This is a genomic window from Streptomyces sp. NPDC002853 (genome assembly GCF_053591915.1).
Map to the genome: position 1 here is coordinate 67,339 of NZ_JBSFUS010000015.1, position 25,288 is coordinate 92,626.

Genomic DNA, 25,288 nt, shown 5'->3' on the forward strand with positions numbered 1-25,288 from the left:
CTCTCCCCCTACGTTCTGTCCTCGCGCCGTCAGTCCGCGAGCATCGCCGCCACGCTCGCGAGGACCTGCGGGTCGTCGTCGAACGCGGTGTGACTGAGCGCCCCCGCGCTCAGGCCCGGCCCGCCGTCGCCCGGTGACCACACCGTGCGCGCGGGGTCCGCCCGCAGGAAGCCGCGCAGGTCGTCGGAGTCGGGGCCGAGGGCGGCTGGGTCGTGGTACCAGTGCTGCATGCCCGCGACGGGCATGACGGCGGACTGCCGGGACGGGCCGCGCTCCAGGACACCGGAGATGAAGTACAGCAGCGACCTCGGGTACAGGAACGGCACGAGGTGGTCGGCCTGCTCCGCCCTGTCGGTCATGGTGAACATCCGCAGCCGGTCGAAGAGTTCGGCCTGCCGGCGCACCACGGGCGCGAGCTGCCCCACCGTGCAGGCCGGCGCGAGGAGCACCACGTCCCGCAGCCTGAAGTCGGCGGGGAGCGGATCGTCGACCGCGGCGCGCCTGCGCACGAGGTCGTCGAGGAGGTTGCCGATGAACACGGCGCCCGCGCTGTGGCCGACCACGGTCACCTCGGGGCGGGTGCCGGTGGCGAGCAGCTCGGCGAACCGGTCCAGGAAGTACCGTCCGGCGCGGACCTCGTCGTCCGCGGCGGCGAAGGTGTCCGCGGTCTGCCGCTTCATCGCGTCCCAGATCGCGGCGCCCACGTTGGCCAGGTAGAACTCGCGGAGGATCTCCTCGACGACCGTCGTATAGAGCCCGTGGTCGTTGCGCTGCCTGAAGCGGTTGACGACGGCCGCCACGACGCGCACCGCCTTGCGCACCATCAACGCGGTGCTGACCAGGGCCCGTTCCCCGGTGGCCGCCCGCTCCGCGAGGTCGGCCACGACGTCCGGTGACATCAGTGTGGCCGCCGCGGCACGCCCCCCGAAGACATCTCGCGCCGCGGCGGCCGGCTCTGTGGGGGTGGGCCCGGCCTGTGGCGTCACCGACTTCACGATCTCCCGGGTGCGCTCGGCCAGTTCGGTGTCCGCCGAGAGTTCGGCGGCGATCTGCCGCTGCTCGTCCTCGTTCAGGGGCGGCACCTCGCGCGGGGCGGTCAGCCGCGCGTAGGGCTCCTGTCCCGCCCTTACCTGGGCGAGTTCGGCTGCCACGGCCCTCGGGGTGGGGGCGGTCACCACCCCGAAGGCCCGCTGTCCCGGCTCCCGGAACACGGTGCCGGTGGCATAGCGGGTGACGCGGTTGAGCAGCGTACGGAAGACGCTCTCGTTCAGGATCTGCGGCAGGTTGCCCCGCAAGGTCTCCAGGAGGCCGCTGCTCCACACGAAGAAGACGGGCTCCGCGCCCGCCGCCTCGTACACGGGCGCGAGCCGCGCGGCGGTGGCGAACCCCAGCGTGTCGTCGATGAGTCCGCCGTGGAAGTGGAGCACCACACGCCGCCGGTCCTTGAGCCCGGCCACGAGCCCGTCGATGTCGGCGGTGGTGGTCGAGGCGAGTCGACCGCCCTGCCTGCTGTGGATGCACCGCTCACGGTAGGAAGCCATGCCCAGGAAGGTAGGGCGGCGCCACCACCACGACATCGGGGACGGACTCAGGGATAACCCCGGACCGCGAACGACCGTGGACGGCCGCGACGACTAGGACCCCGAGGCAGGACCCATCCATTCCGCCTCGTAGCCCGCGTACGTCCCGTCGTGCGTGGCCAGGTGCGTGAACTGGTCGACGTACGCCTTGAACTCGTCGTCCCCGCGGGGCAGTGCGTAGGCCTTCTCGGAGAAGGTGAAGGGCTTGTCGGGGTGCAGGGAGCAGAGCTCGGGGTGGATCTTGGACTGGTAGCGGGTCTCGCTCGCGTCGGTCATCATCACGTCCGCGCGGCCCTCGATGATCTCCTGGAAGATCGTGGTGTTCTCCGGGTGCTGCTTGATGGTCGCCTGCTTGATGTTCTCGCGCGCGAACTGTTCGTTCGTGCCGCCGGGGTTGACGATGACGGTGGTGCCCGGCTTGTCGATGTCCTTGAGCGTGCCCTCGCCGAACTTCTCCTTGTCCGCGCAGCGCACGATCGGCGTCTTGCCGTCCTCACGGGTCGGCTCGCTGAAGTAGACCTGGCGGGCGCGCGGCAGGGTGATGGAGACACCGCCGACCGCGATGTCACAGCGTCCCGCCGCGACGTCCTTGGTGAGGTTCGCCCAGGTGGTGTGCACGTACTCGGGCTTGGCGTCCAGGCTTTTTGCCAGGTCCTCGGCCATCTTGATGTCCACCCCGCTGTACGTCTTGTCGGCGGGGTCGAGGTGCGTGAACGGGCGGTAGTCGCCGGTCGTGCAGACCTTCAGGACGCCCGACTTCGGCACGGAGTCCAGAAGGCTGCGGTGGTGGCGGTCCTTGCCGCGCCCGGCGTCGGGCGACGCGGGCGCGGCGGCCGTGACGGCGAGCAGACAGACCAGGGCGGACAGGGTGGCGGCACGCTTCACGGGGGCTCCTCCGTACGGGTTCGCGGCTCGAAGGGATCACCTTCGCAGAAGCGATCTGGCCGGTGAAGCCCCTTCTCATCAGGCGATCACCGGGCCCTTCAGGCGAGCGGCCTCAGCTGGGCCGCCGTCAGGTCCGGGCCCGCCCCGGTGTCGTACGCGTCCTCGTCGAACGGGTAGAGCGGGCGCTCAACGCGGTGGTGGCCGAGCCGCAGCAGGTCCTGGTCGACGCCGCCCGGGGTGAGGGCGAGGAGCCAGTCGGCGGCCATGTCGTGCAGCTCGGGCTCCAGATAGCCGATCTTGACGACCACCAGGTCGAAGGTGCGCGGGTCGATGCCGAGGCCGCCGTCGGCCGGGCCCATGAAGTCCGCGAGGGTGTGGAAGGGCTTGCGGCGCTCGACCAGGATCACGGTCACGCCGCCGGTGCGCACCGCCGCCATGTCGACGCCCCGGTCGTAGGCGCCGCCCTCCGCCCGGTCCTGCTGGTCGATGGCGCGCTGCAACGCCACGACGGTGCCGGTGAGTTCGTACGGTCCGCCGTGGTTGGCGTCGACCTTGCCGCCCACGCTCAGGGTGACCTCGGCGCCCACTCCGGCCTCGAAGCAGCGGGCGACGGCGACCGGGTCGGTGATGCCGGGGTGGACGGCGGTGACCTTGCCGGAGCGGATGTCCTCGTTCTCCAGGAGCTTGCCCAGCATGTACGCGAGGTCGCCCGCGCCGCCCGCCGTCGGGTTGTCGCCGGAGTCGCTGATCAGGAAGGGCCGTTTGTCCGAGGCCACCGCCTTGTCGATGCATTCCTCGGCGCCGCCGGTCGGCCCGACGAAGACGAAGTCACGGCGTGCGTCCCAGTAGCGGCGTGCCAGCTTCTCGGCCTCGGCGGCGGCCAGTTCGGCGTCGTCGCCGGTGACGACGATCGCGGCCTTGCAGCGCGGCTCGTCCGCCCAGGCGTAGCCGACCCACATCGCGGCGTCGAGGATGCCGTCCAGCTTCTCGATGCCGGCGAGCGAGGCGTAGAGGGATTTGGCGGGCTCCAGGCGGGTGCTGGTCTTCTCGCCGGGCAGCAGCACCGGTACCTGCACCCAGGCGCGGTGCGGCCGCACCCCCTCGCGCAGACAGCGCACGAGATTGCGCGCGGCGCGCTCGCGGGTCTCCCAGGCGTCCTCGTGCGGGGCGAGGCGGTGCGCGGTGAGCAGGTCGAGGGGTTCGGCGAACCGGCGTGAGACGTTGCCGTGCAGGTCCATCGCGGTCGAGATCATCGGGCGGCCGCCGTCGGGGGTGCCGACGGCGTCGAGCGCGGCACGGACCGCTTCGGTCAGGTCGGCCTCGGCGTCGGTCAGGCCGATGACGCTCATCGCGCCGTGGATGTCGTAGACAAGGCCGTCCAGGGGGCCCGCCTCCCGTATGCGCGTGACCAGTTCGTCCTTGAGGATCAGGTACGACTCGGCCTCCACGGGACCGCCGGGCAGCGAGGTCGCGTGCAGGAGCGGCACCCATTCGACCGTGTACGCGAGGTCCGATTCCGGGCGGGTCCAGGTGTAGCGGTCCAGGAGGTCCTGGCCGCGGGTCCGGCGGAAGTCGTCCGTGGCGGAGCGGTGCGGGCAGAAGGTGGAGGACTCGATGCCGATGCCGCCGATGCCGATGCGGAGGCGGCGCTGACGGGTGGCGGGGGTGGTCATGCGGGGGCGCTCTCTTCCTGGGGTGCCGGGGTCGTCGGGAGGTTCTGGCGCAGGGCGGTGAGCCCGGCACCGAGGAGGCCCGCGTCGCGGCCCGTCACGGTGGTGGTGATCTCCAGGTCCGCGGTGGCCAGGGGCAGGCAGCGCTCGTAGAGGACACCGCGTACGGCGGCGACGAGCGGTTCGGCGGTGGCGAGGACGCCGCCGAGGGCGACGGCCTGGGGGTTGAAGAAGTTCACGACGACGGACAGGACCGTGCCGATGTGCCGTCCGGCGGTGCGCACGAGCGTGGTGGCCTGCGGGTCGCCGTCGGCGACGAGCCGCAGGAGCTCGGTGGTGTCCGCCACCTCGACGCCCTGCAGGGCGAGTTCACGGATGAGCGCCGCGCCGCTGGCCACGGTCTCCAGGCAGCCGATGTTGCCGCAGCTGCACGGGCGGTCGCCCGCCGCCTCGATGCGTACGTGACTGATGTCGCCCGCGGAGCCGCCCGCGCCGTCGTGCGGGCGGCCCGCCACGATGATGCCGCTGCCGATGCCGCGGCCCGCCTTGACGACGACCAGGTGGTCGAGTCCGGGGCGCGCGGTGCGGTGCTCGCCGACGGCCATCATCGTGGCGTCGTTGTCGACGGTGACGGGGATGCCGAGGCGTTCGGCGAGGACGTCGCGCAGCGGGTAGCGGTGCCAGCCGGGCATGCGGGAGGGGCTCAGGACGCGGCCTTCTGCGGGCTGCACGGGCCCGGGGAAGGCGACGCCCAGGGCGCGGACGGTGCGGCCCGCCTCGCGCTGCCGTGCGCCGAGCTCCGCGACCTGGCCGCAGAGCCAGTCGACGGCGGACTCGGGGCCCGCGGTGATGTCGTGCGGCAGGTCGACGGCGTCCAGGACGGTGCCGCCGAGGTCGACGACACCGATGCGCGCGTGGTGGCTGCCGAGGTCGGCGGCGAGGGCGACGCCTCCCTGCGCGCGGACGCTCAGGAGCCGGGGACGGCGGCCGCCGCGTGAGGCTCCCTCGCCGGATTCGGTGAGCACGCCGGCGGTGACGAGTTCCTGCACGCGCAGCGACACGGTGGAGGGGGCGAGCCCCAGCTCCCGTACGAGATCGGCCCGGGAGGAGGCGGCGCCCGAGGAGACCAGCTGCAGGATGTGCTGCGCCGACCCCGGTTCGCCGTGCGGTGTTCCGGCCATGCCGCCCCCAGTTGCTTCGATCAGTTCGTTCGACATCGGGATGAACACTAGGTCTCTTCGAAGCAAGTTGGCCAGACCCTCCCGACTTTAGGACTTCTTGCCGAACGAAGCTCTTGACTTGATTTTGTCGCCAGACCTAGCGTTCAGGCGCCGCCCGTCGATCTCCGGCACGGTCCGGCTCTCGCATCCTTGGAGGCCCTTCGCCATGCGCTCACGGCGATCACGTCCCCGCGCCCGGCGCCGGGCGCTCATAGCCGCGGCGGCCACCGCCGCCGCGCTCGCCCTCACGGCGGTCACCGGCTGCACGCAGGAGGGCGGCCGTATCGACATGGGCCCCACCGGCGGCACTCCGGTCGAGGGCGGCACCGCCACGATGGCCCTGCCGCCCGCCGCGACGCCGAACTGGATCTTCCCGATCGGCGCCCCCGGCTACGGGGCCTCGTACAACTACGGCATCCAGTCGCTGCTCTACATGCCGGTGTACGACGCCGTGCAGGACAAGGACGAGAACGAGCTGACCACGCACGGCCCGAGCACGCTCGGCCAGGAGCCCAAGTTCAGCGACGGCAACAAGACGGTGACCGTGCCGCTGCGCGAGGGCGTGACATGGTCCGACGGAAAGCCGGTCACCTCGCGGGACATCGAGTTCTGGTTCAACCTCGTCAAGGCCAACAAGACGAGCTGGGGCAACTACTCGGTCGGCACGATGCCCGACAACGTCAAGCGCTTCGAGACGGTCGACGACCACACGGTGCGCCTGCACCTGAGCCGCGCGTACAACCCGGACTGGTTCACCGCCAACCAGCTCACCCTGATGCGCGCCCTGCCCCAGCACGCCTGGGACGCCAAGACCGACGCCGGCGAGGTCGGTGACTGGGACCGCACCAAGTCCGGCGCCAAGGCCGTCTTCGCGCGGCTCACCCAGCATGCCAAGAGCCTCGGTTCGTATGGTTCGGACCCGCTGTGGAAGACGGTCAACGGCCCCTGGAAGCTGGCGGGATGGCGCGACAGCGGCCAGGTCACCATCGTCCCGAACGAGAAGTACACCGGCCCGAAGTCGCAGCGACCGCACCTCGACAAGGTCGTCTTCAAGCCCTTCACCACCGCCGACTCCGAGTACAACGTCCTGCGTTCGGGCGGCGTCGACTACGGCTACATCCCTCCGTCGGTGATGGCGCAGAAGGAGAAGTTCGAGGAGAAGGGCTACCGCACGGACCCCTGGGAGGGCTGGGCGGCGACGTACATCGTCTACAACTTCAACTCCACGCACGCGGGCCCGATGATGGACCAGCTCTACATCCGGCAGGCGATGCAGCACCTCGTCGACCAGCAGGCGATGAGCGACGTCATCTGGCAGGGCAGCGCGACACCGACCCTCGGTCCGGTGCCGGTGACGCCCAAGAGCCAGTACCTGTCCGAGGCGATGGAGAAGAACCGGTACCCCTTCGACGTACGGAAGGCGCAGCGGCTCCTCACCGAGCACGGCTGGCAGACGCAGGACGGCACCGCCCGCTGCGTGCGCCCCGGAACAGGCGCCGACGAGTGCGGCAAGGGCATCGCGAGGAACGCCCCGCTCGAACTCACCCTGCTCTCCCAGTCCGGCTCCACCGAGACCACGAACATGATGCAGGAGCTCAAGTCCTCGCTCTCCAAGGGCGGGATCGACCTGACCGTGCGCCAGCAGCCGCTGAACTCGGTGCTCGGCAACTCCGTCCCCTGCGAGGCGAAGGACCCCGGCTGCGACTGGGACATGTCGTTCTTCGGCACCGCCGGCAGCTGGTACTACCCGCTCAACCCGAGCGGCGAGCAGCTCTTCTCCACCGGCGCCTCGGCCAACTTCGGCAACTACAGCGACAAGAAGGCCGACCGGATCATCCGGGGCGTGCAGTACTCGCCCGACATGAAGGCCGTCCACGAGTACGGCGAGTACCTCGCCGAACAGCTGCCGGTGATGTGGATGCCCAACCCCGCCTACCAGGTCTCCGTGATCCGCAACGACTTGCGGGGCGTCAGCCAGAACCCGACGGTCACCTTCGCGCCGCAGGACTGGTACTACGTCAAGAAGAAGGGAGCCGACAAGTGACCGGCTTTCTGGTCAAGCGCTTCCTTCAGGCGCTGGTCGTGCTGTTCCTGGTCTCGATCATCGTCTTCACGCTGCTCCACATGCTGCCCGGCGGCCCCGCACGCGCCATCCTCGGACCCAAGGGCACGCCGCAGCAGATCGAGACCTTCAACCACCAGCAGGGGTACGACCGTTCGCTGCCCGCGCAGTACGTGATGTACCTGAAGCGGCTGTTCACCGGCGACCTCGGCGAGTCGTTCAAGCTCAACTCGCCGGTCTTCGACCTGCTCAAGCAGCGCCTGCCGAAGACGCTGCTCCTGACGGTGCTCTCCACCGCGCTCGCCGTGATCATCGCCGTCCCGCTCGGCCTGCTCCAGGCCGTGCGGCGCGGCAAGGCGTCGGACTACGCGCTGACGGGCCTCGCCTTCCTCCTCTACGCGACGCCGGTGTTCTTCCTGGGCCTCATCATGATCATCCTGTTCGCGCAGGTGATGCCGATCCTCCCGGCGGAGGCGCCACAGGGCGAGAGCGTCGGTGAACTGCTCGGCGACTTCACGGGGTTGGTGCTCCCGGTCGTCACCATGGCGTTCGGCATCGTGGCGATGTTCAGCCGCTACATGCGCTCGGCGGTCCTGGACAACCTCACCGAGGAATACGTCCGTACGGCGATGGCCAAGGGCCAGTCGAGCCGCCGGATCATGGTCAGGCACGTCCTGCGCAACGCGCTGATCCCCCTGGCGACACTCCTCGGCCTGTACCTGCCGACGCTCTTCAGCGGCGCGCTCGTCGTCGAGTCGATGTTCAACTACCCCGGCATGGGGCTGCTGTTCTGGAACGCGGCGCAGGGCTCCGACTTCCCGGTCCTCCTCGGCGTGACGCTCGTCGTCGGCGTCGCCACCGTCGTCGGCTCGCTGCTCACCGACATCCTGTACGCCGTCCTCGACCCCCGGATCCGGAGCGTGGCATGAGTACCGCGACCGCACCTGTCAGCCCCGGGGCAGCCCCGGCTCCGGGCAACGAGGCGGCGGCGCAGGCCACGCCCTCGCTCGCCCGGCGCACGCTCCAGGTCTTCACCGGCAACAAGCTCGCCCTGACGGGCGTGGTGGTCCTGGTGCTGCTGCTCGCCTTCAGCTACCTCGGGCCGCTCCTGTACTCCACCGAGCAGACGCACACCGACCTGTCCCAGGCCAACTTCGCGCCGGGCAGCCCCGGCCATCTCCTGGGCACCACCGACCTCGGCTACGACATGGTCGGACGGCTGATGGTCGCCGGGCAGACGTCGCTGGAGATCGGCCTGGCGGCAGGCCTGTTGGCGACGCTCTTCGGGACCGTGTACGGCGCCGTCGCGGGATACTTCGGCGGCTGGGTGGACGCGGCCATGATGCGGATCACGGACGCGGCGCTCGCCATCCCGGCGATGTTCCTGCTCGTCGTGGTCGCCGCGATCATCACGCCCAGCAAGGGCGTCCTCATCGTCATCATCGCGTCCGTCGCGTGGCTCTCCCCCGCCCGCCTGGTACGCGGCGAGGCGCTCTCGCTGCGCGACCGCGAGTACGTACAGGCGATGCGGATGATGGGCGGCGGGGGCGCGCGGGCGGTGTTCAAGCACATCGTGCCGAACGCGATCGGCACGGTCATCGTCAACTGCACCTTCCAGATCGCCGACGCCATCCTCTACGTCAGCTATCTCGCCTTCCTCGGCCTGAGCATCCCGCCCCCCTCGGCCGACTGGGGCTCCATGCTGTCGGCCGGCATCACCTACACCCAGAACGGCTACTGGTGGCTGATCTTCCCGCCGGGCATCGCGATCGTCCTGGTCGTCGCCGCGTTCAACTTCATCGGTGACGGGCTGCGGGACGCGTTCGAAGTACGGCTGCGGAAGTAAGGGAGAACCGACACCATGACCGAGCCTCTGCCCGACACCGGGCCTCTGCTCACGATCGACGACCTGCGCGTCGACATCACCTCGCGCGAGCGCACCGTCCACGCCCTCGACGGCATCTCCCTCGAACTCGCCCCGGGTGAGGCCCTGGGCATCGTCGGTGAGTCGGGCTGCGGCAAGACGATGACCGCGCTCAGCGTCCTCGGCCTGCTCCCGCCCGGCGGTGACATCACCGGCGGACGCGTCCTGTTCGACGGGCAGGACCTGGCCGCCGCCCCCGCGCCGGTCCTTCAAGGCGTACGGGGCAACACCATCGGCATGGTCTTCCAGGACCCGCTCACCTCGCTCAACCCGACGATGACGATCGGCGCGCAGGTGGCCGAGCCGCTGGTCCTGCACCGTCCCGAGCTGAGCAGGAAAGAGGCGTGGGCGCGGGCCGAGGAGATGCTGCGCCTGGTCGGCATGCCGCAGCCCGCCGAGCGGATGAAGGCGTATCCGCACCAGCTGTCCGGCGGCATGCGCCAGCGCGTGGCGATCGCCATGGCCCTGGTCTGCGAGCCGAAACTGCTCATCGCGGACGAGCCGACCACCGCCCTCGACGTGACGACACAGCACCAGATCCTGGAACTGATCGACGGCCTGCGCGAACGCCTGGGAATGGCGATGATCCTGGTCACGCACGACCTGGGCGTCATCGCCAACCGGGTCGACCGGGTCGCGGTGATGTACGCGGGCAAGGTCGCCGAACAAGCGGATGTACGCCGCCTGTTCGCGAGACCCCGGCACCGCTACACCGAGGCCCTCTTCGCCTCGCTCCCGGAGCGGGCCGCGGACAGCGGCACCGCGCTCCACACGATCCCGGGTCTTCCGCCGAACCTGGCGGCGCGCCCCAGCGGGTGCCGCTTCGCGCCGCGCTGCGCCTTCGCCACGGACGAGTGCCGGGAACGGGAGCCGCAGCTCACGGACGACCAACTGCGGGGAGCCGAGCACCGGTTCGCCTGCTTCCACCCGGTGCCGGACAACGCGTCGGAGGCGGACGTCGTGACCCCGCCGACCGTGCCCGCACCGCGCGAGCCCGGCGACGTACTGCTCGAACTCGACTCCCTCGTCAAGGAGTTCCCGCTCAAGGGCGGCGCCTTCTCGCGCACCCGGGGCACGGTGAGCGCGGTCGGCGGGGTGACACTTGAGGTCCGCAAGGGCGAGACGTTCGGCATGGTCGGCGAGTCCGGGTGCGGCAAGACCACGCTCGGCCGGATCGTCGCGGGCCTCGATGAGCCGACGGCCGGACACGTGCGCTTCGACGGCCGGGACCCTGCGCGGATGTCGCGGGCCGAGCGGCGGGCGCACCGGCGGCGCGTGCAGCTGATGTTCCAGGACTCCACGGCCGCCATGGACCCCCGGATGCGGGTGGGCGAGATCCTGCGGGAGCCCCTGGTCATCCAGGGCGTCGGCACCCGCGCCGAGCAGGAGAAACTGATCGGCGAACTCCTGGACGCCGTCGGTCTGCCGCGCGGCGCCGTGCGGCGCTACCCGCACGAGTTCTCCGGTGGCCAGCGTCAACGCCTCGGCCTGGCACGGGCGTTGACGCTCTCCCCCGACCTGGTGGTCGCGGACGAGCCGGTGTCCGCGCTCGACGTCTCCGTGCAGGCCCAGATCCTGAACCTGATGCGGGAGCTGCAGCGGGAGCGCGGCCTGACGTATCTGTTCATCTCGCACGACCTGGCGGTGGTGCGCCACCTCGCGGACACCGTCGGCGTGATGTACCTGGGCAAGCTCGTCGAGTCGGGCCCCGCCGAGCAGGTGTACGCCCATCCCCTGCACCCCTACACGCGGGGCCTGCTGGACACGGTCAACCTGCCGGACCCGGACGCCGCGCACGGTGCCGACCGCACACCCCTGGAGGGCGAGACACCGTCGGCGGCGAAACCGCCGTCGGGCTGCCGCTTCCGTACCCGCTGTCCCGCGGCCCAGGACATCTGCGCCACCACGGAGCCGCCCGCGAGCACGCCGAACGGTCCGGGACACCAGGTCGCGTGTCACTTCCCCCTGTCCGCGCCTCGGCTAGCGTCGGCGGTGTGAAACTCGCGGATGCCCTGACCCGACGCCCGCTCGTGCTCGACGGCGGCCTCTCCAACCAGCTGGAGGCCGCCGGGCACGACCTGAGCGACGCCCTGTGGTCGGCGAGGCTGCTCGCCGACCGGCCGGAGGCCATCGAGGCCGCACACCGGGCGTACTACGAGGCGGGCGCGGACATCGCCACCACGGCGAGCTATCAGGCGACGTTCGAGGGCTTCGCGAAACACGGCATCGACGCCGTGAGCACGGCCGAACTGATGCGCCTGAGCGTGGAGTTGGCCCGGACCGCGGGTGCGGACGCGGGCCGCGAGGTGTGGGTGGCCGCGTCAGCGGGACCGTACGGCGCGATGCTCGCGGACGGCTCCGAGTACCGCGGCCGCTACGGCCTGACGGTGGCCGAGCTCGAACGCTTCCACCGCCCGCGCCTGGAGGTCCTCGCCGACGCGGCACCGGATGTCATCGCCCTGGAGACGGTGCCGGACACCGACGAGGCGCGGGCCCTGCTGCGGGCGGTACGGGGCCTGGGGGTGCCCGCCTGGCTGTCGTACACCGTCGCCGGGGGCTACACGCGGGCGGGCCAGCCCCTGACGGAGGCCTTCGCGCTGGCCGCCGACGCCGAGGAGATCCTCGCGGTCGGCGTCAACTGCTGCGACCCCCAGGACGCGGGAGCGGCGGTGCGCCTCGCCGCGCGGATCACCGGGAAACCGGTGGTGGCGTACCCGAACAGCGGCGAGACGTGGGACGCGACCGCCAGGGCCTGGCGGGGTCCGACGCGTTTCGCGGCGGGCCGGGTCACGGGCCTGCGGGACGCGGGGGCGCGCCTGATCGGAGGGTGTTGCCGGGTGGGGCCGGAAATGATCGCGCGAGTGGCCGCGGAACTGTCCGGGACCGGCCGGTCCAAGTGAGGTCCAAGGGGGTGCGCAAAGGTCCGCGACACCTCCGCCACACACGTCACGACCTGCGAAGATGCCTCGCTCAGGGGTGACTGTCAGTGCCGGGGTGCAGACTGAGCCGTACCTGAGACAACGACGTCCCGGAGGTGGCTCACCATGGCCGAGATCATCCTGACCGTAGGCACCCGCAAAGGCCTCTTCATCGGCCGCAAGCGCGCCGGCACGGACGCCTGGCAGTTCGACGACAGCCCGTACTTCAACGCCCAGGCCATCTACTCGGTGGCCATCGACACCCGTGGCAGCGCCCCGCGTCTTCTGGTGGGCGGCGACAGTTCCCATTTCGGTCCGTCCGTCTTCCACTCCGACGACCTCGGCAGGACCTGGACGGAGCCGTCCAAGGCAGCCGTCAAGTTCCCCAAGGACACCGAGGCCTCCCTGGAGCGGGTATGGCAACTGCACCCGGCCGCCGCCGAACCGGACGTCGTGTACGCGGGCACGGAACCGGCCGCCCTGTACAAATCGCAGGACCGAGGCGAGACCTTCGAGCTCGTGCGCCCGCTCTGGGAGCACCCCACACGCGACCAGTGGGTGCCGGGAGGCGGTGGCGAAGGCCTGCACACCATCCTGACCGACCCCCGCGACCCGGACGCGGTGACGGTCGCCGTCTCCACGGCCGGCGTCTTCCGCACCCAGGACGGCGGCAAGAGCTGGGCCCCGTCGAACAACGGCGTCTCCGCGGTCTTCCTGCCGGACCCGAACCCGGAGTTCGGCCAGTGCGTGCACAAGGTCGCGCGCGACGCGGTGGACCCGGACCGCCTGTATCTGCAGAACCACTGGGGCGTGTTCCGCAGCGACGACGCGGGCGGGCACTGGACGGACATCGGCGAGGGCCTGCCGTCCGACTTCGGTTTCGCCGCCGTCGCCCACCCGCACCGCGCGGACACCGCCTATGTCTTTCCCATCAACGCCGACATGGACCGCGTCCCCGCCGACCACCGCTGTCGCGTCTACCGCACGTCCGACGCGGGCAAGAGCTGGGAGCCGCTCAGCGCGGGCCTCCCGGCGGGCGACCACTACGGCACGGTGCTGCGCGACGCGATGTGCAGCGACGGCCAGGATCCCGCGGGCATCTACTTCGGCAATCGCAACGGCGAGGTGTACGCGTCGGCGGACGACGGGGACAGCTGGCGGGATTTGGCGTCCCATCTGCCCGACGTACTGTGCGTGAGGGCGGCGGCCATCGGTTGATCGACGCCCCCGTCACGGCAGTAGGGTGACGCCGTGGCACCACGACCCTTGCATGAAATCGTCGAGGCGGGCTGGGCGAAGGCCCTCGAACCCGTCGCCGGGAAGATCACCGAGATGGGAGACTTCCTGCGCGCGGAGATCGCCGCGGGACGCACCTACCTCCCGTCCGGGCCGAACGTGCTGCGCGCGTTCCAACAGCCCTTCGACGAGGTGCGGGTGCTGATCGTCGGCCAGGATCCCTATCCGACCCCCGGGCACGCGGTGGGTCTGTCGTTCTCGGTCGCGCCCGAGGTGCGCCCGCTGCCCGGCAGTCTCATCAACATCTACCGCGAGCTCGGCTCCGACCTGAATCTCCCGCAGCCGTCGAACGGCGACCTGACGCCCTGGACGCAACAGGGTGTCCTGCTGCTCAACAAGGCGCTCACCACCGCCCCGGGACGCCCTGCCGCGCACCGGGGCAAGGGCTGGGAAGAGGTCACCGAGCAGGCCATCAAGGCGCTCGCCGCCCGCGGCCGTCCCCTCGTCTCCATCCTGTGGGGGCGCGACGCGCGCAATCTGCGGCCGCTGCTCGGCCCGTTGCCGTCGGTCGAGTCGTCGCACCCCTCGCCGATGTCGGCGGACCGCGGCTTCTTCGGCTCGCGCCCCTTCAGCCGGGCCAACGACCTCCTGGTCCAGCAGGGCGGGCAGCCGGTGGACTGGCGGCTTCCGTGACGGACACCTCGTGTGTCCTCGGGGTGGACTCGGGCGGCTCCGGGATGCGGGTCGCCCTCGGTGGCCTTGACGGTGCGTCCCTCCCGGCCCCGGCGAGCTCGAAGGAGCCGGTGCGCACGGGCGCGCGCGGCATCGACGCCGAGCACTTCACCGGGCAACTGCTGCCCATGGCCGAGGAGTTGCTGGCACGGGCGGGCGGCGGGCGCGTCACCGCCGTGGCCATCGGCGCGGCGGGCATGGCGAGCCTCGGTGACGACCTGCGCGCGCGGCTGCCGGGGGCGCTCCACCGAGCCCTGGGGGTACGGCGCCTGGCCCTGGCCGCGGACGGCGTCACCGCGTACGTGGGCGCGCTCGGCGACCGTCCCGGCGCGGTCGTCGCCGCGGGCACCGGCATGATCGCGATCGGCACGGACCTGACCGCCTGGCACCGCGCCGACGGCTGGGGTCATCTGCTCGGCGACTGCGGCGGTGGCGCCTGGATCGGCCGGGCGGGGCTCGAAGCGGCGATGCGGGCCTTCGACGGCAGGCGCAACGGCTCGAAGGCGCTGCTCGCCCGCGCCGAGGAGCTCTTCGGCCCGGCGCCGGGACTGCCCGGCCGGCTCTATCCCCGCACGGACCGGCCCGCGATGCTCGCTTCGTTCGCACCCGAGGTGGCGCGCTGCGCCCCCGACGACCCCGTGGCCGGCGCGATCCTGCGGGACGCCGCCCGGCACATCGCCGAGGCAGCCGCCGCCGTCTGCCCGGCGTGCGACCCGGTGGACCAGGGCGAGGTGCCCGAAGTCGCCCTGACCGGTGGCCTGTTCAAGATGGGCGGGGCGCTGCTCGGCCCGGTGCGCGCGGAGTTGCGGGACCTGCTGCGGCACGTGCGGCTCGTGCCTGCCGCCGGTGACCCGCTGGACGGCGCGGTGCGCATCGCCTCCGATCTCGCCGCGGACCGGCTGCGGCTGCCCATCGACCCGCGCATGCTGACCGTGCACCTGCTGGAGGGCAGGTGACGCGCCTGCCGGAGGGCAGTCGACCACTCCGGAATTGACCACTCCGGAATATGACAGTCGAGCTTTACGTAACTCATAAGACAAAAGCGGACTTATACCGCCCACCTGTACCCTCCCCGAACAGCGAAGCCCTCGAAACCAGTAGCATGCGGCGCCATGAGCTCCTCCACTGGGCCCGCATCAGGCCTGCCCGTACGAATGCCGCGACCCCGCCAGCCCGGGCGGCACCGCCGCCCGGAGCCCGTGGCGGCTCCCGAGAACGCGCCCGCGCTCGTTCTCGCCGTACCGGGCGTACCCAGCAGCGCCACGCGCAGCCTCGCCGAGGAAGTCGTGAGCATCGCCCGCTCCGAGCTGCCCGGCCTCGACGCCCGCATCGGGTACCTCGACGGGGCCGAGGACGCCACGGTCACCTCGTTCCCGGAGTTCCCCTCGCTGCACTCCGTGCTCGCGCACGCCGCCGCCGAGCGCACCGCGCGCTTCGAGCAGGCGCGCGCCGCGGGGGCGGACGTCGCCGAGCCCGACGGTCCGGTCGCCGTCGTGGTCCCCCTCCTCGCGGGCCCCGACAACGCGCTGATGCGGCGCGTGCGCCAGGCCGTGATGGACAGCCGTGCCCCCGCCGAGCTGACCGACGTCCTCGGCCCGCACCCGCTGCTCGCCGAGGGACTGCACGTGCGCCTGTCGGAGGCCGGCCTGGCCCGCGCCGACCGCGCCCGCCTGTTCACGGTGGCCACCGCGGCGGACGGCATCGTCCTCGCCACGGTCGGCGGCGAGGAGGCCGTGCAGGCCGCCGGGATCACCGGCATGCTGCTCGCGGCCCGCCTCGCGGTGCCGGTGATGGCCGCCGCGCTCGACCAGGAGGGCGCCATCGCGAACACCGCAGAGGAGCTGCGCGGCTCCGGCTCCACGCAGCTGGCGCTCGCCCCGTACCTGATCGGTCCCGAGATCGACGGCAGCCTGCTCGACGCCGCCGCCAAGGAGGCCGGCTGCTCGGTCGCCGAGTCGCTCGGCGCCTACCCGGCCATCGGCAAGCTCGCCCTCTCCAAGTACACGTCGGCGCTCGGGATCGCCCCGCAGCAGCCGTCGGGCGCGCCGGTCCACTGACCGCACCGCGCCGGCAGACCTGATGCCGTCACGCCGATGGGCCCGCCCCCTGATGCAGGGGGCGGGCCCATCGGCGTGTGCGGGCGCGGTGGCTCAGTTGAAGATCACGCAGGAGGCGGCCGGCGCCTCGATCGAGCCCGCGCGCCGCGGGATGCCCGTCTCCGGGTCCACGGCGAACCATGTCACGTCGCCGGAGCGCTCGTTGGCCGCGTACAGGAACCGCCCCGACGGATCGATGGCCAGGTCACGCGGCCAGTGGCCGCCGCACGGCACGGTGGCGGCGAGCCGCGGCCGCGTCCCCGCCTCGTCGAGCGCCAGCACCGAGATGACGTCCTGGCCGCGGGTCGCGGTCCACAGGAAGCGGCCGTCGGGGGCGATGACGGCCTCGGAGGGGAAGGCCTCGCCGTCGCCGTCCGTGGGGCCCGGCAGGACGGCCGCCTCGCCGAGCGGCTTGAGCGTCCCCTCGGCGGCGTCCCAGGCGCAGATCGTGAGGGTGGGGGCGAGTTCGTTCAGGACGTAGGCGCGGTCGCCGCGCGGATGGAACACGAGGTGCCGCGGTCCCGAGCCGGGCCGTAGCGCGATCTCGCGGCGCAGGGTCGGCTCACCCGCCGCCGAGAGCTCACAGACGCGTACGGAGTCGGTGCCGAGGTCGACGCTCACCAGCCACCGGCCGCTCGGATCGGGCAGGACCTGATGGGCGTGCGGCCGCTGCTGACGCTGCGGGTGGGGCCCCGATCCGGTGTGCGCAAGGACGCCGGAGGGGGCTGACGCGAGGCTGCCGTCCGAGCGCACCGGCACGGCGCTGACGCTGCCCGAGCCGTAGTTGGCGGTCAGAACGTGTCCGGCGTGCAGGGCCAGATGGGTGGGCGCGTCCCCGCCGACCGCGACGGGCGGCCCGGTCTGCGCGGGCTTGTCGCCGTCGAGGCGGTATGCGACGACGGCCCCGTCGGTGGTCTCGCTGACGGCGTAGAGGGTGTCGCCCGCCGCCGACAGCGCGAGGTAGGAGGGGTCGGCGACGGTTTCGGTGGCGCCGAGAACGGTCAGCGCCCCGCTGTCCGGGTCGACGGCCGCGGTGAGGATCCCGGCGCCGCCCGCCGCGGTGAAGGACCCGATGTACGCACGTTGGCTGTCGCCGTGCCTGCCGACCACTGCGTTCCCCTCTCGACTGCGGACCGAGCACCGAGTTCAGGGGCGCTCGTGCGGCAGACGCTAGCAGGCGGTCTAGACCAGGGCGCCGTGGCTTTCGCCGCGCGTCCTCGCGAGCGCCGCCGGGTGGTGGACGTAGGCGGGGTGCCGCTCGACCAGGTCGTACGTGCGATGGAAGACGGGAGTCGCGCTGCCGGACAGGGGCGGCACGATCCAGGACCAGTCGGCGCCGACGGTGCGGCCCTTGCTCTCCTCGCGGCCGAGGTGGGTCAGGAAGCGCCGGGACTCGGTGTGGTGGTCGGCGATGGTCACACCGGCCCGATCGAAGGAGTGGAGGACCGCACGGTTGAGTTCGACGAGGGCGCGGTCCTTCCAGAGCGAGCGGTCGCTGGCGGTGTCGAGCCCCAGCCGTTCGGCGACACGCGGCAGCAGGTCGTAGCGGTCGCTGTCGGCGAGGTTGCGGGCGCCGATCTCGGTGCCCATGTACCAGCCGTTGAAGGGCGCCGCCGGATAGCAGACTCCCCCGATCTCCAGGCACATGCAGGCCAGCGCGGGCACGGCGTGCCAGCGCAGCTCCAGACCCGCCCACCAGGCGTACTCCGGATGCACGAGGGGCACTTCGAGCACGGCGTCGGGCGGCAGCCGGAACCAGCGGGGCGCGCCGTCGGCGCCCTGGACGACCAGGGGAAGTACGTCGAAGGGGGTGCCGGGACCGCCCGGCCAGCCGAGGCCCCGCGCGAAGGCGGTGATCCCGGCGTTGCGCGGGTCCCCTACGAACGTCCCGCCGGGGCGCGAGTATCCGGCGTACCTGATGAGCTGCTCGTTCCAGATGCGGGGGCCGGGGCGGCCGGGCGCGTCGGGCGCGAAGACGGTGATGAGGGGCCTGATCCGCCGCCCTTCGCCGACGGCCTCCCGCAGGTGGTCCGCGGACGCGGCGGCGATGTCCTCGGCTCGGGTCAGCTCCCTGCGGTCCAGGACGCGCAGGGAACGCCAGTAGAGGCGTCCGATGCAGCGGGCGGCGTTGCGCCAGGCGAGCCGGGCGCCGAACACGAGTTCCTCGTGGGTGTGGCGGTACGTCCCCGTCTCCGCGATCTCGGCGAATACCTGGGCGATCCGTGGCCCTGGATCACCGTGACCGGCCTCGGTGTGGTGCAGCCGGATGAACTCGGCGGCGGCCCGGCGCAGGGCGGCCTCGTCCTGGCCTGCGGCTTCGTGATCCGCATCCTCGTGGCCCGCTTCCTCGTGACCCGCGGCGCGCTCCGGGCAGCCCGTGTCGGCGGCACGCTGATGGGGGTCGGCGGGGATGTCGGCACCCCGCGAATCGCGGTCCGCAGAAGTCCCGTATCCGGGCCTGCGCAGGAAGTTCCGCATGGTGCACCCCCAGGGGCGGCGCCGGGGCGCGGACCGCTCCCGCGCGGCCCGCGCGTCTGTTAGCCGCGGGACTACCCCATCGACGGGGTGATCCACCCTGTATGTGCCCGGTGAACATGCCTCAGACGTGGGCGAAGTGTCCACTCCGCGACCGCGAACGGCAGGTCGGCGCGGGCTTCGTGCTCAGGTGGAGGTTGCCGCGGCCGTGTGCCGCGCGGCGTCTCTGATGGCGGGCAGTGCGAGGGCGCCGGCCAGTTCGGCCAGTTCCTCGTCGGTCGGGCGGACGGGCCCTTCGGCGCCGTCCTCCGCGAAGGCCCGGATGCGTGGGGTGCGGATCCCCGTCTTGTCCGCGATCGCCTGCGGCGTCAGATGACGGCGGCGCATGGTCTGTTGGAGTAGCTGAGACAGGTCGTCCATTGACCTCTCCTGCCCCGCCCGCGCGCTCTCATTCCGTATGCCCGCGCACACGGCGTGCGCCGCGCGGCGGCGCGGGCGGCCGCTAGCGGGGCAGCAGGGCCCGGATGGTCTTGCCGTTCGGCCCCCTGGTCACGGTGACCGTCCTGGCCATGTGCTGGACCATGGGCCAGCCGAATCCGCCGGTGCCGCCCGCCAGGTCGGGCGCCCGCTCCTGCGGCGGTCGTGGATCGGCGTCGCCGACCGTCACGGCCACCCCGTCCTGCTCCGCCTGCAGGCGCAGGGAACACGATGTCCCGCGCGCGTGCCGTACGACGTTGGTGACGAGTTCGGAGACCGCGAGCTCGATGCTCACGACGTCCTGGGGTTGCATGGCCGGGCGGAGCCCGTCCACGAAAGCGCGTGCGAAGTCCCGGGCGTGGGCGACAGATTCCGGCCGCTTGTCGAAAACCGCGCCGTCCGACGGTCCGGTGTCCAGATGCGACGGACCTGTGTCCAGTCGCGTCCCGTGCGTCCTCATGAGCCCTCCTCGTACGGGGTTGACCTCAGTCCGAATGTGGGATGGCCGCTGTCCGAGATGCACACTTGCCCGGTATACGGGGTCTGTAACGCTCCGGCAGAAAACTGATCTTGTTGCAAAGTGACGCGCATGAAGCGCCGACGTGCGGGTACGTGCGCTTCACCGGCCGGTCGGGGGACGACGGAGGGCCGGCGGACAGGGGAGGGACATCATGACAACGGCCACCGGTACATCCACGGGCACGGACATCGCGGAACTGCCGGAGATCGTCTCTCCTCAGGAGATCGGGCCCAAGGACGCGCGCGACCTGTCGAAGCTGTTCTTCACCCGTCTCGCCACGCTCGAAGAGGGCACGCACGAGCACCAGTACGCCCGCAACACCCTCATCGAGATGAACATGTCGCTCGTCCGGTACGCCGCAGGAAGGTTTCGTCACCGCGGCGACGACATGGAGGACATCGTCCAGGTCGGCACGATCGGCCTGATCAAGGCCATCGACCGCTTCGAGCTCTCCCGCGAGGTCCAGTTCGCCACGTTCGCCGTGCCGTACATCGTCGGGGAGATCAAGCGGTTCTTCCGCGACACCTCCTGGGCCGTCCACGTTCCGCGCCGCCTCCAGGAGGCCCGCGTCGAACTCGCCAAGGCCACCGACGAGCTCAGCACCCGCCTCGGCCGCGCCCCCAAGGTCAGCGAGCTGGCCGAGCTGATGGACCTCACCGAGGACGAGGTCATCGAGGCCCGCACGGCGGCCAACGGCTACAACTCCACCTCCCTGGACGCGACGCTGCACGGCGACCGCGACGGCAGCGAGGCGCCCCTCGCCGATTTCATCGGCGCGGAGGACCCCGCCATGGAGCTCGTGGAGGACTTCCACGCCCTGTCCCCGCTGCTCGCCCGGCTCAGCGAGCGCGACCGGCAGATCCTGCGCCTGCGATTCGTGGACGAGCTCACCCAGTCGCAGATCGGCGAACGCCTCGGCGTCTCCCAGATGCACGTCTCGCGGCTGCTCTCCCGCACCCTGTCCCGCCTGCGCGAGGGCATGCTCACCACACACTGACGCCCTCGTGGCCAAAGGGCGTGAAGAGGGCGGGACGAGGGCGGGATTCGGGCCGCCTGCGGGCGCTAGCATCAGTGCACCGCTGATGTTTGATTCAGTGCACCGCTGATGTCCGATCGAGAAGGCGACTCCCCCACGATGGCCGACGACGCATACCTCTTCCTCCTCCCCGAGCGGCACCCCCGGCTGGGGACGGCGCTCGCCGCCGTCGGCGCCCTCGAGTGCGCGGAGACCCCCGCCGTACACGGCTGGCTCCAGGCTCACGACGCGGCGGCCTCGTCCGAGCTGGTCCGCATCCTGCCCGCCGAATCGGAGGCGTTGATCCCCGAGGACGCCGAACGCCTGCTCGTGCCGTTGAGCGAGGAGGAGGCGCTGCGGGTCCAGCAGGAGTGTGCGCCGCAGTCCGTCACGGACATGGAGGGCGAACTCCTGGAGTACCGGGAGACGACGCAGGACTGGGAGGCCCTGGTGCACCGGGCGCTGGCCGCGGGCATCCCCGCGCCCCGAATCGCCCGGCTCACCGGCCTCGACCCGCAGGACATCGGCCGCCTGACCGCCTGACTCGACTGTTCAGTCGTCCTCGCCCGGCGACCGGCGATCGGTGTGGTCAGCCGGCGTCGGTGGTCCGCTTCGTGAAGCGGTGCCACCAATGCCGGCGCCGAGGGTGCACGGCGCGGCCGAGCCTGCGGCCGATCAGCAGGTAACCGAGCACGGCGCCCGTGGTGTTGAGCAGCACGTCGTCGACGTCGAAGGCTCGCCCGGTGACCAAAAAGCCCTGGGCGAGCTCGACGAGGAACATTACCAGTGCCGTGACGGCTATGACGCGTATGAGTCCCCGGGCGCGCGGCACGAGCACCGGCAGCAGCATGCCGAACGGCAGGCCGAGGACGATGTTGCCGCCGAGCTGTTTGACGGTGTCCCGGAACGCGGGCTGGTCGAGGTAGTCGCGGATCGAGTCACCGGGGCGCAGATTGCTGTGCGTCAATGACTCGGAGGCGACCGAGGGTTCCAGTGTCAGCCGGGCCAGCAGCACGGCGAAGACCACCGTTCCCGCGAAGGCCAGCAGCATGGCCATCGCGCGCGCCCACCCGGAGAGCGGGGGCGCCGTACCAGGAGCGCTCCGGCCTCCTGCTTCCTTGGTGGCCTTGCCCTGCGGAACTGTCCGTGCCATCACGAGCCTCCATTCAGGGGGTGTTGTGTCTGCGTCTTCCCTCGCGCGTGCGGTGGATCCGCTGCCGGTCGGTTTTCCGCACGCGGATCACACGGGGTCCGTACGGCCGAACAGACCCGCGTGCCCCGGCGGAAGCTGCGTGATGACGCGGCGCAGCAAGGCATCGTCGACGACTTCCGCGACGGTGGCGAGCACCGCGGTGACGGCACGGCGTGCCTGCCGCGCGTCGACGTCGATGCGTGCGCCCACCGCCGCGACGAAGGCCGCGGGCGTCAGGGGCTCGTCGGCCGGTGAGCCCTCGGTGAGCAGCGCTGCGCACTGCCGGGGCAGCAGGCGTGCGAGGTCGGTGCGGTCGTCCCCCACCAGGTGCTCGCCCAGGACCTCCAGGACGCTCTGCACCGCTCCGGCGGCCTGCTGCCGCTCCGCGTAACCCCCGCGTTCCCGGACTCGGTCAAGCAGCACTTCCACGGGCTCGTTCATGGCCGTTCCCCTCCCCCGGCACGCCGTCGTGGTGGGCGCGGGACGGCTGCAGGACGGTGTCGGCCACGTCGAGCAGCGAGAGGCCGTCGCGCGCGCTCACCTTCTGCAGCCACGCCAGCCCCTCGGCCACGGCGCACTCCTGACGGGCGGCCACGTAGTCCGCGGCCTTGTGGATGCGCTCCCAGCGGGCCGCGCGCGTACTGGTGGTCCACACCGGGCGCCGGCATCCGGAGCCGGCGTCGTGCACGGGCCGCCAGCGCAGCAGCGCCTCGAGCGCCAGGGCGGCGGCGCGCTGCGCGTGGGTGATGTGGTCGGAGGTCACGTCGGTGCGCTCGGTGTAGTAGAGGCACAGCACACCGACGGGTGTGTGCCGGGCGTGCAGCGGGAGCGCGAGCACCCGCCGGGTGCCCGGCAGTTCCTCGGCAAGGGGCGGTCCGGTGCGGCACGGGTAGTCGCGAAGGTCCGGCACGAACACGGGCTGCATCCCCAGCGCGGCACTGACCGAGGGGCCGTCGGCGCGGGTGAACTGTGCGGCCTCGGCCTGCAGGGCCGGTTCGTCGGTGGCGTGCAGGAGCTGCCAGTGTTCGAGCCGGGGCAGCCAGGAGAGGGCCGCGCGTTGCGCGCCCAGCGACTGCGTGAAGGCGGTACAGAGCCGGTTGGGCAGCGCGCGTCGCCCGACGGCTGCCGCGACCGACACGTCATGCACGATCGACGGTGATTCCTCCGGCATGGTCAGCATCCCTCTCAGTCGCGCGCCTCAAGGTCCGGCAGCACCCCCGGGACGGAGGCGCACGGCTGGGCCCGGCGCCCGAAGGAGCGGAAGTTCGTCTACCACGCGATGGGCCGACTCATGTCTCGCCGGCCGGAGTCGACGGTCGAAGCCGTCGACCGGCATGGTCGCTCCGGCCTCCGCGACTGAGGGAAAGCTGCCTGCTCAGGCCCCCATCAGGGGCGTACGGGTCGAACTGCGCAGCGGCACGGCCAATTCGACGAGCGCCTTCTCCAGGCCATGCAGATGGGCCAGTACGGGCTCCACGGTGGCGGGGTGCGGCAGGGCGGAGGCGTCGGCGGCCGGGCCTCGCGCGGACTCCGGAGCGGTGAGCGCCTCCACCGCGGCCTCCACGCGCCAGCAGGCGGCGGCGAGCCGGTCGTCGTGCGAGGCCTCGGGGTCGGCGGCGATCGAGGCAAGACCGCGCACCTCGCGGGCGCAGGCGTCCAGCAGCGCGAGCACCTGCCGGGCGCGTTCCTTGCGGGCCCGCAGCGGGCTGAACGGGTGCACCAGCGGAGCCAGCGAGAACCGCACCTTCCCCAGGAGCTGCTCCAGCTCGGCGACGAGCGGCGCGGGGTCGGCGCTTTCGGAGCCGGCGAGCCGGGCCGCGGCCTCCGCCGTGCAGGCGTGCACGCACCGCAGGGCGCGCTCGATCCAGGCGTTGGTCGTGGCGTGCGTGGTGACGGGCAGGACCAGGAGCACGGCGAGGACGGCGCCGAGCGCCCCCACACCGGTCTCCGCGACCCGCAGGGCGAGCAGCCCCGGGTTCAGCACTCCCAGCAGCCCGTAGAGCACCCCGGCCATCACGGTGACCGCGAGCATCATCCAGGTGTAGGAGACCGCCGCGGTGTAGAAGATCCCGAAGACGCTGATGGCGACGATGATCGCCGAGGGCACCGGAGCGCCGTGCAGCGGAACCGCGAGGACGAAGCCCGCGCCGATGCCGATGACCGTGCCGAGGACCCGCCGGAAGCCGCGCACCAGCGTCTCCCCGCTCGACGCGGTGTTCACGAAGACCCACCAGGTGGCGCCCACGGCCCAGTACCACCGCTCGTGGGACAGCACCTGACCGGCCGCGAGCGCGAAGGCGCCGCCGAGCGTCGCCTGGACAGCCTGGCGGGTGGTCGTCCTCGCCAGTCCCGTGCCGCCCGGCGGCGCGGGGACGACAGCGGGCGGCAGGCGGCGCTCGTAGCACCATGCCCCGAAGCGCACGGCCGAGGAGGCGCACAGCGACAGCACGATGGCCGCGAACAGCTCGGGCAGCTGCCCCGGCCCCGTGTGCAGGAACTGCGTGGCGAAGAACATCATGAACGCGAACACGCCGAGCGAGTGTCCGCGCGGCCCCCACCGCCGCGCGTACACGCCCGCGCCCATCACGGCCAGGAAGGCGACGTCGCGCGCCACGGGCACGTCGTGCAGCCCGGCCGCGAGCGCCAGCACGGGGAACCCGGCCACCGGCAGGAGCAGAGTGGTGACGGCCTGCCCCTTCACCGTCGGGTCGCTCACGGTGAACAGGGCGAGCAGCGCCGCGAGCCCACCGGTGATCGCCGCGGCCAGCGAGTGCCCGGCCAGACCGCACACGGTCACCGCGAGGGCGATGCCGATGACGGCCCGCACCGCGAACCGCAACCGCGCCCGCCCCGGATCCGGCGCCACGAACACCCTCTTCAGCACGGCTACCCCGCCCCTTCCGCGTCCGGCTCGACCTGCCCGCATGAAAAAGGCGCCGCGGGGATCCGCAGCGCCATCGACAGAAACATTTCACCATCCGGAGCCCGACTGGCTCAACCGGCAGCGATTGCACTGGACCATTGGCCCACTCCTCCGCCTGCACGCCGTACCACGGGAGGGCCAACGGATCATTCGGGGGCGGGCACGGCGGCCCACGGCGTACCTCCCGCCGACCGGGGTACTCGCCGAGAGCCCCGTCCTAAACTGACAGGTCTCGAGTTCGAGGAGTCGGCATGCCTGGAGTCATCAACCGCATCAAGCAGTTCGTCCGGAGCCCCCAAGGGCAGCGCACGATCCAACAGGCCCGTCGGGCGTCATCCGATCCCAGGAAGCGGGCCCAGGCCA

Annotated in this window: 23 protein-coding genes; 11 read left to right on the top strand and 12 right to left on the bottom strand. The window is 71.8% G+C overall.

The features are described from left to right. Positions 1-29 precede the first annotated feature (29 nt). From ACWD02_RS35585 to ACWD02_RS35600, 4 genes are all read right to left on the bottom strand, one after another. Positions 30-1,541: a hypothetical protein gene (locus ACWD02_RS35585; RefSeq protein WP_451218688.1), complete on the bottom strand. Its 1,512-nt coding sequence runs from the start codon at positions 1,539-1,541 to the stop codon at positions 30-32. Positions 1,542-1,634: 93 nt separating this feature from the next. After that, positions 1,635-2,465 carry a transporter substrate-binding domain-containing protein gene (locus ACWD02_RS35590; RefSeq protein ID WP_451218691.1) on the bottom strand — a complete coding sequence of 277 codons (831 nt, stop codon included), beginning with the start codon at positions 2,463-2,465 and terminating at the stop codon, positions 1,635-1,637. Between the two features lie 98 nt (positions 2,466-2,563). Continuing rightward, a complete protein-coding gene (locus tag ACWD02_RS35595) occupies positions 2,564-4,138 on the bottom strand; it encodes a M81 family metallopeptidase (protein ID WP_451218694.1) in 1,575 nt (524 codons plus the stop codon). Then, a complete protein-coding gene (locus ACWD02_RS35600; protein WP_451218697.1) occupies positions 4,135-5,352 on the bottom strand; it encodes an ROK family protein in 1,218 nt (405 codons plus the stop codon). The genes ACWD02_RS35595 and ACWD02_RS35600 overlap by 4 nt, the downstream gene beginning before the upstream one ends. A 169-nt stretch (positions 5,353-5,521) precedes the next feature. On the opposite strand from ACWD02_RS35600, the gene ACWD02_RS35605 reads away from it, so the two are divergent. The 9 genes from ACWD02_RS35605 (at position 5,522) to ACWD02_RS35645 (ending at position 16,284) form a co-directional block, all read left to right on the top strand. Then, complete coding sequence (locus ACWD02_RS35605) at positions 5,522-7,399, top strand: peptide ABC transporter substrate-binding protein (protein WP_451218700.1); 1,878 nt, start codon at positions 5,522-5,524, stop codon at positions 7,397-7,399. Continuing rightward, the gene (locus ACWD02_RS35610; RefSeq protein WP_451218703.1) at positions 7,396-8,346 is read left to right on the top strand and encodes an ABC transporter permease; all 951 of its coding nucleotides are present in this window, start codon (positions 7,396-7,398) and stop codon (positions 8,344-8,346) included. The genes ACWD02_RS35605 and ACWD02_RS35610 overlap by 4 nt, the downstream gene beginning before the upstream one ends. Next, positions 8,343-9,263 (top strand): ABC transporter permease, encoded by a 921-nt coding sequence (locus ACWD02_RS35615; protein WP_451218705.1) that lies wholly within the window; start codon positions 8,343-8,345, stop codon positions 9,261-9,263. Before ACWD02_RS35610 ends, ACWD02_RS35615 begins: the two co-directional genes overlap by 4 nt. A 15-nt stretch (positions 9,264-9,278) precedes the next feature. After that, positions 9,279-11,339 carry an ABC transporter ATP-binding protein gene (locus tag ACWD02_RS35620; RefSeq protein WP_451218708.1) on the top strand — a complete coding sequence of 687 codons (2,061 nt, stop codon included), beginning with the start codon at positions 9,279-9,281 and terminating at the stop codon, positions 11,337-11,339. Continuing rightward, the gene (mmuM, locus tag ACWD02_RS35625) at positions 11,336-12,241 is read left to right on the top strand and encodes a homocysteine S-methyltransferase (protein ID WP_451218711.1); all 906 of its coding nucleotides are present in this window, start codon (positions 11,336-11,338) and stop codon (positions 12,239-12,241) included. Before ACWD02_RS35620 ends, mmuM begins: the two co-directional genes overlap by 4 nt. 144 nt (positions 12,242-12,385) lie before the next feature. Next, positions 12,386-13,477 carry a WD40/YVTN/BNR-like repeat-containing protein gene (locus ACWD02_RS35630; RefSeq protein ID WP_451218714.1) on the top strand — a complete coding sequence of 364 codons (1,092 nt, stop codon included), beginning with the start codon at positions 12,386-12,388 and terminating at the stop codon, positions 13,475-13,477. A 33-nt stretch (positions 13,478-13,510) separates the two neighbouring features. After that, a complete protein-coding gene (locus ACWD02_RS35635; protein WP_363206507.1) occupies positions 13,511-14,188 on the top strand; it encodes a uracil-DNA glycosylase in 678 nt (225 codons plus the stop codon). Next, positions 14,185-15,183, top strand: a complete 999-nt coding sequence (locus tag ACWD02_RS35640; RefSeq protein WP_451218719.1) for an N-acetylglucosamine kinase — start codon at positions 14,185-14,187, stop codon at positions 15,181-15,183. Before ACWD02_RS35635 ends, ACWD02_RS35640 begins: the two co-directional genes overlap by 4 nt. A gap of 156 nt (positions 15,184-15,339) precedes the next feature. Then, positions 15,340-16,284 carry a sirohydrochlorin chelatase gene (locus tag ACWD02_RS35645; RefSeq protein WP_451218721.1) on the top strand — a complete coding sequence of 315 codons (945 nt, stop codon included), beginning with the start codon at positions 15,340-15,342 and terminating at the stop codon, positions 16,282-16,284. Between the two features lie 93 nt (positions 16,285-16,377). On the opposite strand, the gene ACWD02_RS35650 is transcribed toward ACWD02_RS35645, so the two are convergent. The 4 genes from ACWD02_RS35650 to ACWD02_RS35665 form a co-directional block, all read right to left on the bottom strand. Beyond that, positions 16,378-17,433 (bottom strand): lactonase family protein, encoded by a 1,056-nt coding sequence (locus ACWD02_RS35650; protein WP_451218724.1) that lies wholly within the window; start codon positions 17,431-17,433, stop codon positions 16,378-16,380. 72 nt (positions 17,434-17,505) lie between these two features. Next, positions 17,506-18,801 (bottom strand): nitric oxide synthase oxygenase, encoded by a 1,296-nt coding sequence (locus ACWD02_RS35655; RefSeq protein WP_451218727.1) that lies wholly within the window; start codon positions 18,799-18,801, stop codon positions 17,506-17,508. A 183-nt stretch (positions 18,802-18,984) separates the two neighbouring features. After that, positions 18,985-19,218, bottom strand: coding sequence for an XRE family transcriptional regulator (locus ACWD02_RS35660; RefSeq protein WP_451218730.1), 234 nt, complete (start codon positions 19,216-19,218; stop codon positions 18,985-18,987). An 82-nt stretch (positions 19,219-19,300) separates the two neighbouring features. Further along, positions 19,301-19,735 (bottom strand): ATP-binding protein, encoded by a 435-nt coding sequence (locus ACWD02_RS35665; RefSeq protein ID WP_451218733.1) that lies wholly within the window; start codon positions 19,733-19,735, stop codon positions 19,301-19,303. 211 nt (positions 19,736-19,946) lie between these two features. On the opposite strand from ACWD02_RS35665, the gene ACWD02_RS35670 reads away from it, so the two are divergent. Then, positions 19,947-20,792, top strand: a complete 846-nt coding sequence (locus tag ACWD02_RS35670; protein WP_451218736.1) for an RNA polymerase sigma factor SigF — start codon at positions 19,947-19,949, stop codon at positions 20,790-20,792. Between the two features lie 108 nt (positions 20,793-20,900). After that, positions 20,901-21,353: a DUF6003 family protein gene (locus ACWD02_RS35675; protein ID WP_451218739.1), complete on the top strand. Its 453-nt coding sequence runs from the start codon at positions 20,901-20,903 to the stop codon at positions 21,351-21,353. 46 nt (positions 21,354-21,399) lie between these two features. Here the strand turns inward: ACWD02_RS35675 and ACWD02_RS35680 are convergent, their stop codons facing one another. The 4 genes from ACWD02_RS35680 to ACWD02_RS35695 form a co-directional block, all read right to left on the bottom strand. Continuing rightward, positions 21,400-21,963, bottom strand: a complete 564-nt coding sequence (locus ACWD02_RS35680) for a VanZ family protein (protein WP_451218742.1) — start codon at positions 21,961-21,963, stop codon at positions 21,400-21,402. A gap of 87 nt (positions 21,964-22,050) precedes the next feature. Beyond that, positions 22,051-22,443 (bottom strand): DUF2267 domain-containing protein, encoded by a 393-nt coding sequence (locus ACWD02_RS35685; RefSeq protein ID WP_451218745.1) that lies wholly within the window; start codon positions 22,441-22,443, stop codon positions 22,051-22,053. Further along, the gene (locus ACWD02_RS35690; protein WP_451218748.1) at positions 22,415-23,173 is read right to left on the bottom strand and encodes a GAF domain-containing protein; all 759 of its coding nucleotides are present in this window, start codon (positions 23,171-23,173) and stop codon (positions 22,415-22,417) included. Before ACWD02_RS35690 ends, ACWD02_RS35685 begins: the two co-directional genes overlap by 29 nt. Positions 23,174-23,377: 204 nt before the next feature. Continuing rightward, on the bottom strand, positions 23,378-24,886 hold the full coding sequence (locus ACWD02_RS35695) for an FUSC family protein (protein WP_451218751.1): 1,509 nt from the start codon (positions 24,884-24,886) through the stop codon (positions 23,378-23,380). Between the last annotated feature and the right edge of the window lie 402 nt (positions 24,887-25,288).

Coding starts and splice junctions, on each gene's coding strand:
- ACWD02_RS35620 (WP_451218708.1), top strand. CDS start 9,279: ATGACCGAGCCTCTGCCCGACACCGGGCCTCTGCTCACGATCGACGAC.
- ACWD02_RS35670 (WP_451218736.1), top strand. CDS start 19,947: ATGACAACGGCCACCGGTACATCCACGGGCACGGACATCGCGGAACTG.
- ACWD02_RS35605 (WP_451218700.1), top strand. CDS start 5,522: ATGCGCTCACGGCGATCACGTCCCCGCGCCCGGCGCCGGGCGCTCATA.
- ACWD02_RS35690 (WP_451218748.1), bottom strand. CDS start 23,173: ATGCCGGAGGAATCACCGTCGATCGTGCATGACGTGTCGGTCGCGGCA.
- ACWD02_RS35615 (WP_451218705.1), top strand. CDS start 8,343: ATGAGTACCGCGACCGCACCTGTCAGCCCCGGGGCAGCCCCGGCTCCG.
- ACWD02_RS35585 (WP_451218688.1), bottom strand. CDS start 1,541: ATGGCTTCCTACCGTGAGCGGTGCATCCACAGCAGGCAGGGCGGTCGA.
- ACWD02_RS35655 (WP_451218727.1), bottom strand. CDS start 18,801: ATGCGGAACTTCCTGCGCAGGCCCGGATACGGGACTTCTGCGGACCGC.
- ACWD02_RS35680 (WP_451218742.1), bottom strand. CDS start 21,963: ATGGCACGGACAGTTCCGCAGGGCAAGGCCACCAAGGAAGCAGGAGGC.
- ACWD02_RS35660 (WP_451218730.1), bottom strand. CDS start 19,218: ATGGACGACCTGTCTCAGCTACTCCAACAGACCATGCGCCGCCGTCAT.
- ACWD02_RS35685 (WP_451218745.1), bottom strand. CDS start 22,443: ATGAACGAGCCCGTGGAAGTGCTGCTTGACCGAGTCCGGGAACGCGGG.
- ACWD02_RS35595 (WP_451218694.1), bottom strand. CDS start 4,138: ATGACCACCCCCGCCACCCGTCAGCGCCGCCTCCGCATCGGCATCGGC.
- ACWD02_RS35630 (WP_451218714.1), top strand. CDS start 12,386: ATGGCCGAGATCATCCTGACCGTAGGCACCCGCAAAGGCCTCTTCATC.
- ACWD02_RS35675 (WP_451218739.1), top strand. CDS start 20,901: ATGTCCGATCGAGAAGGCGACTCCCCCACGATGGCCGACGACGCATAC.
- ACWD02_RS35645 (WP_451218721.1), top strand. CDS start 15,340: ATGAGCTCCTCCACTGGGCCCGCATCAGGCCTGCCCGTACGAATGCCG.
- ACWD02_RS35665 (WP_451218733.1), bottom strand. CDS start 19,735: ATGAGGACGCACGGGACGCGACTGGACACAGGTCCGTCGCATCTGGAC.
- ACWD02_RS35600 (WP_451218697.1), bottom strand. CDS start 5,352: ATGTCGAACGAACTGATCGAAGCAACTGGGGGCGGCATGGCCGGAACA.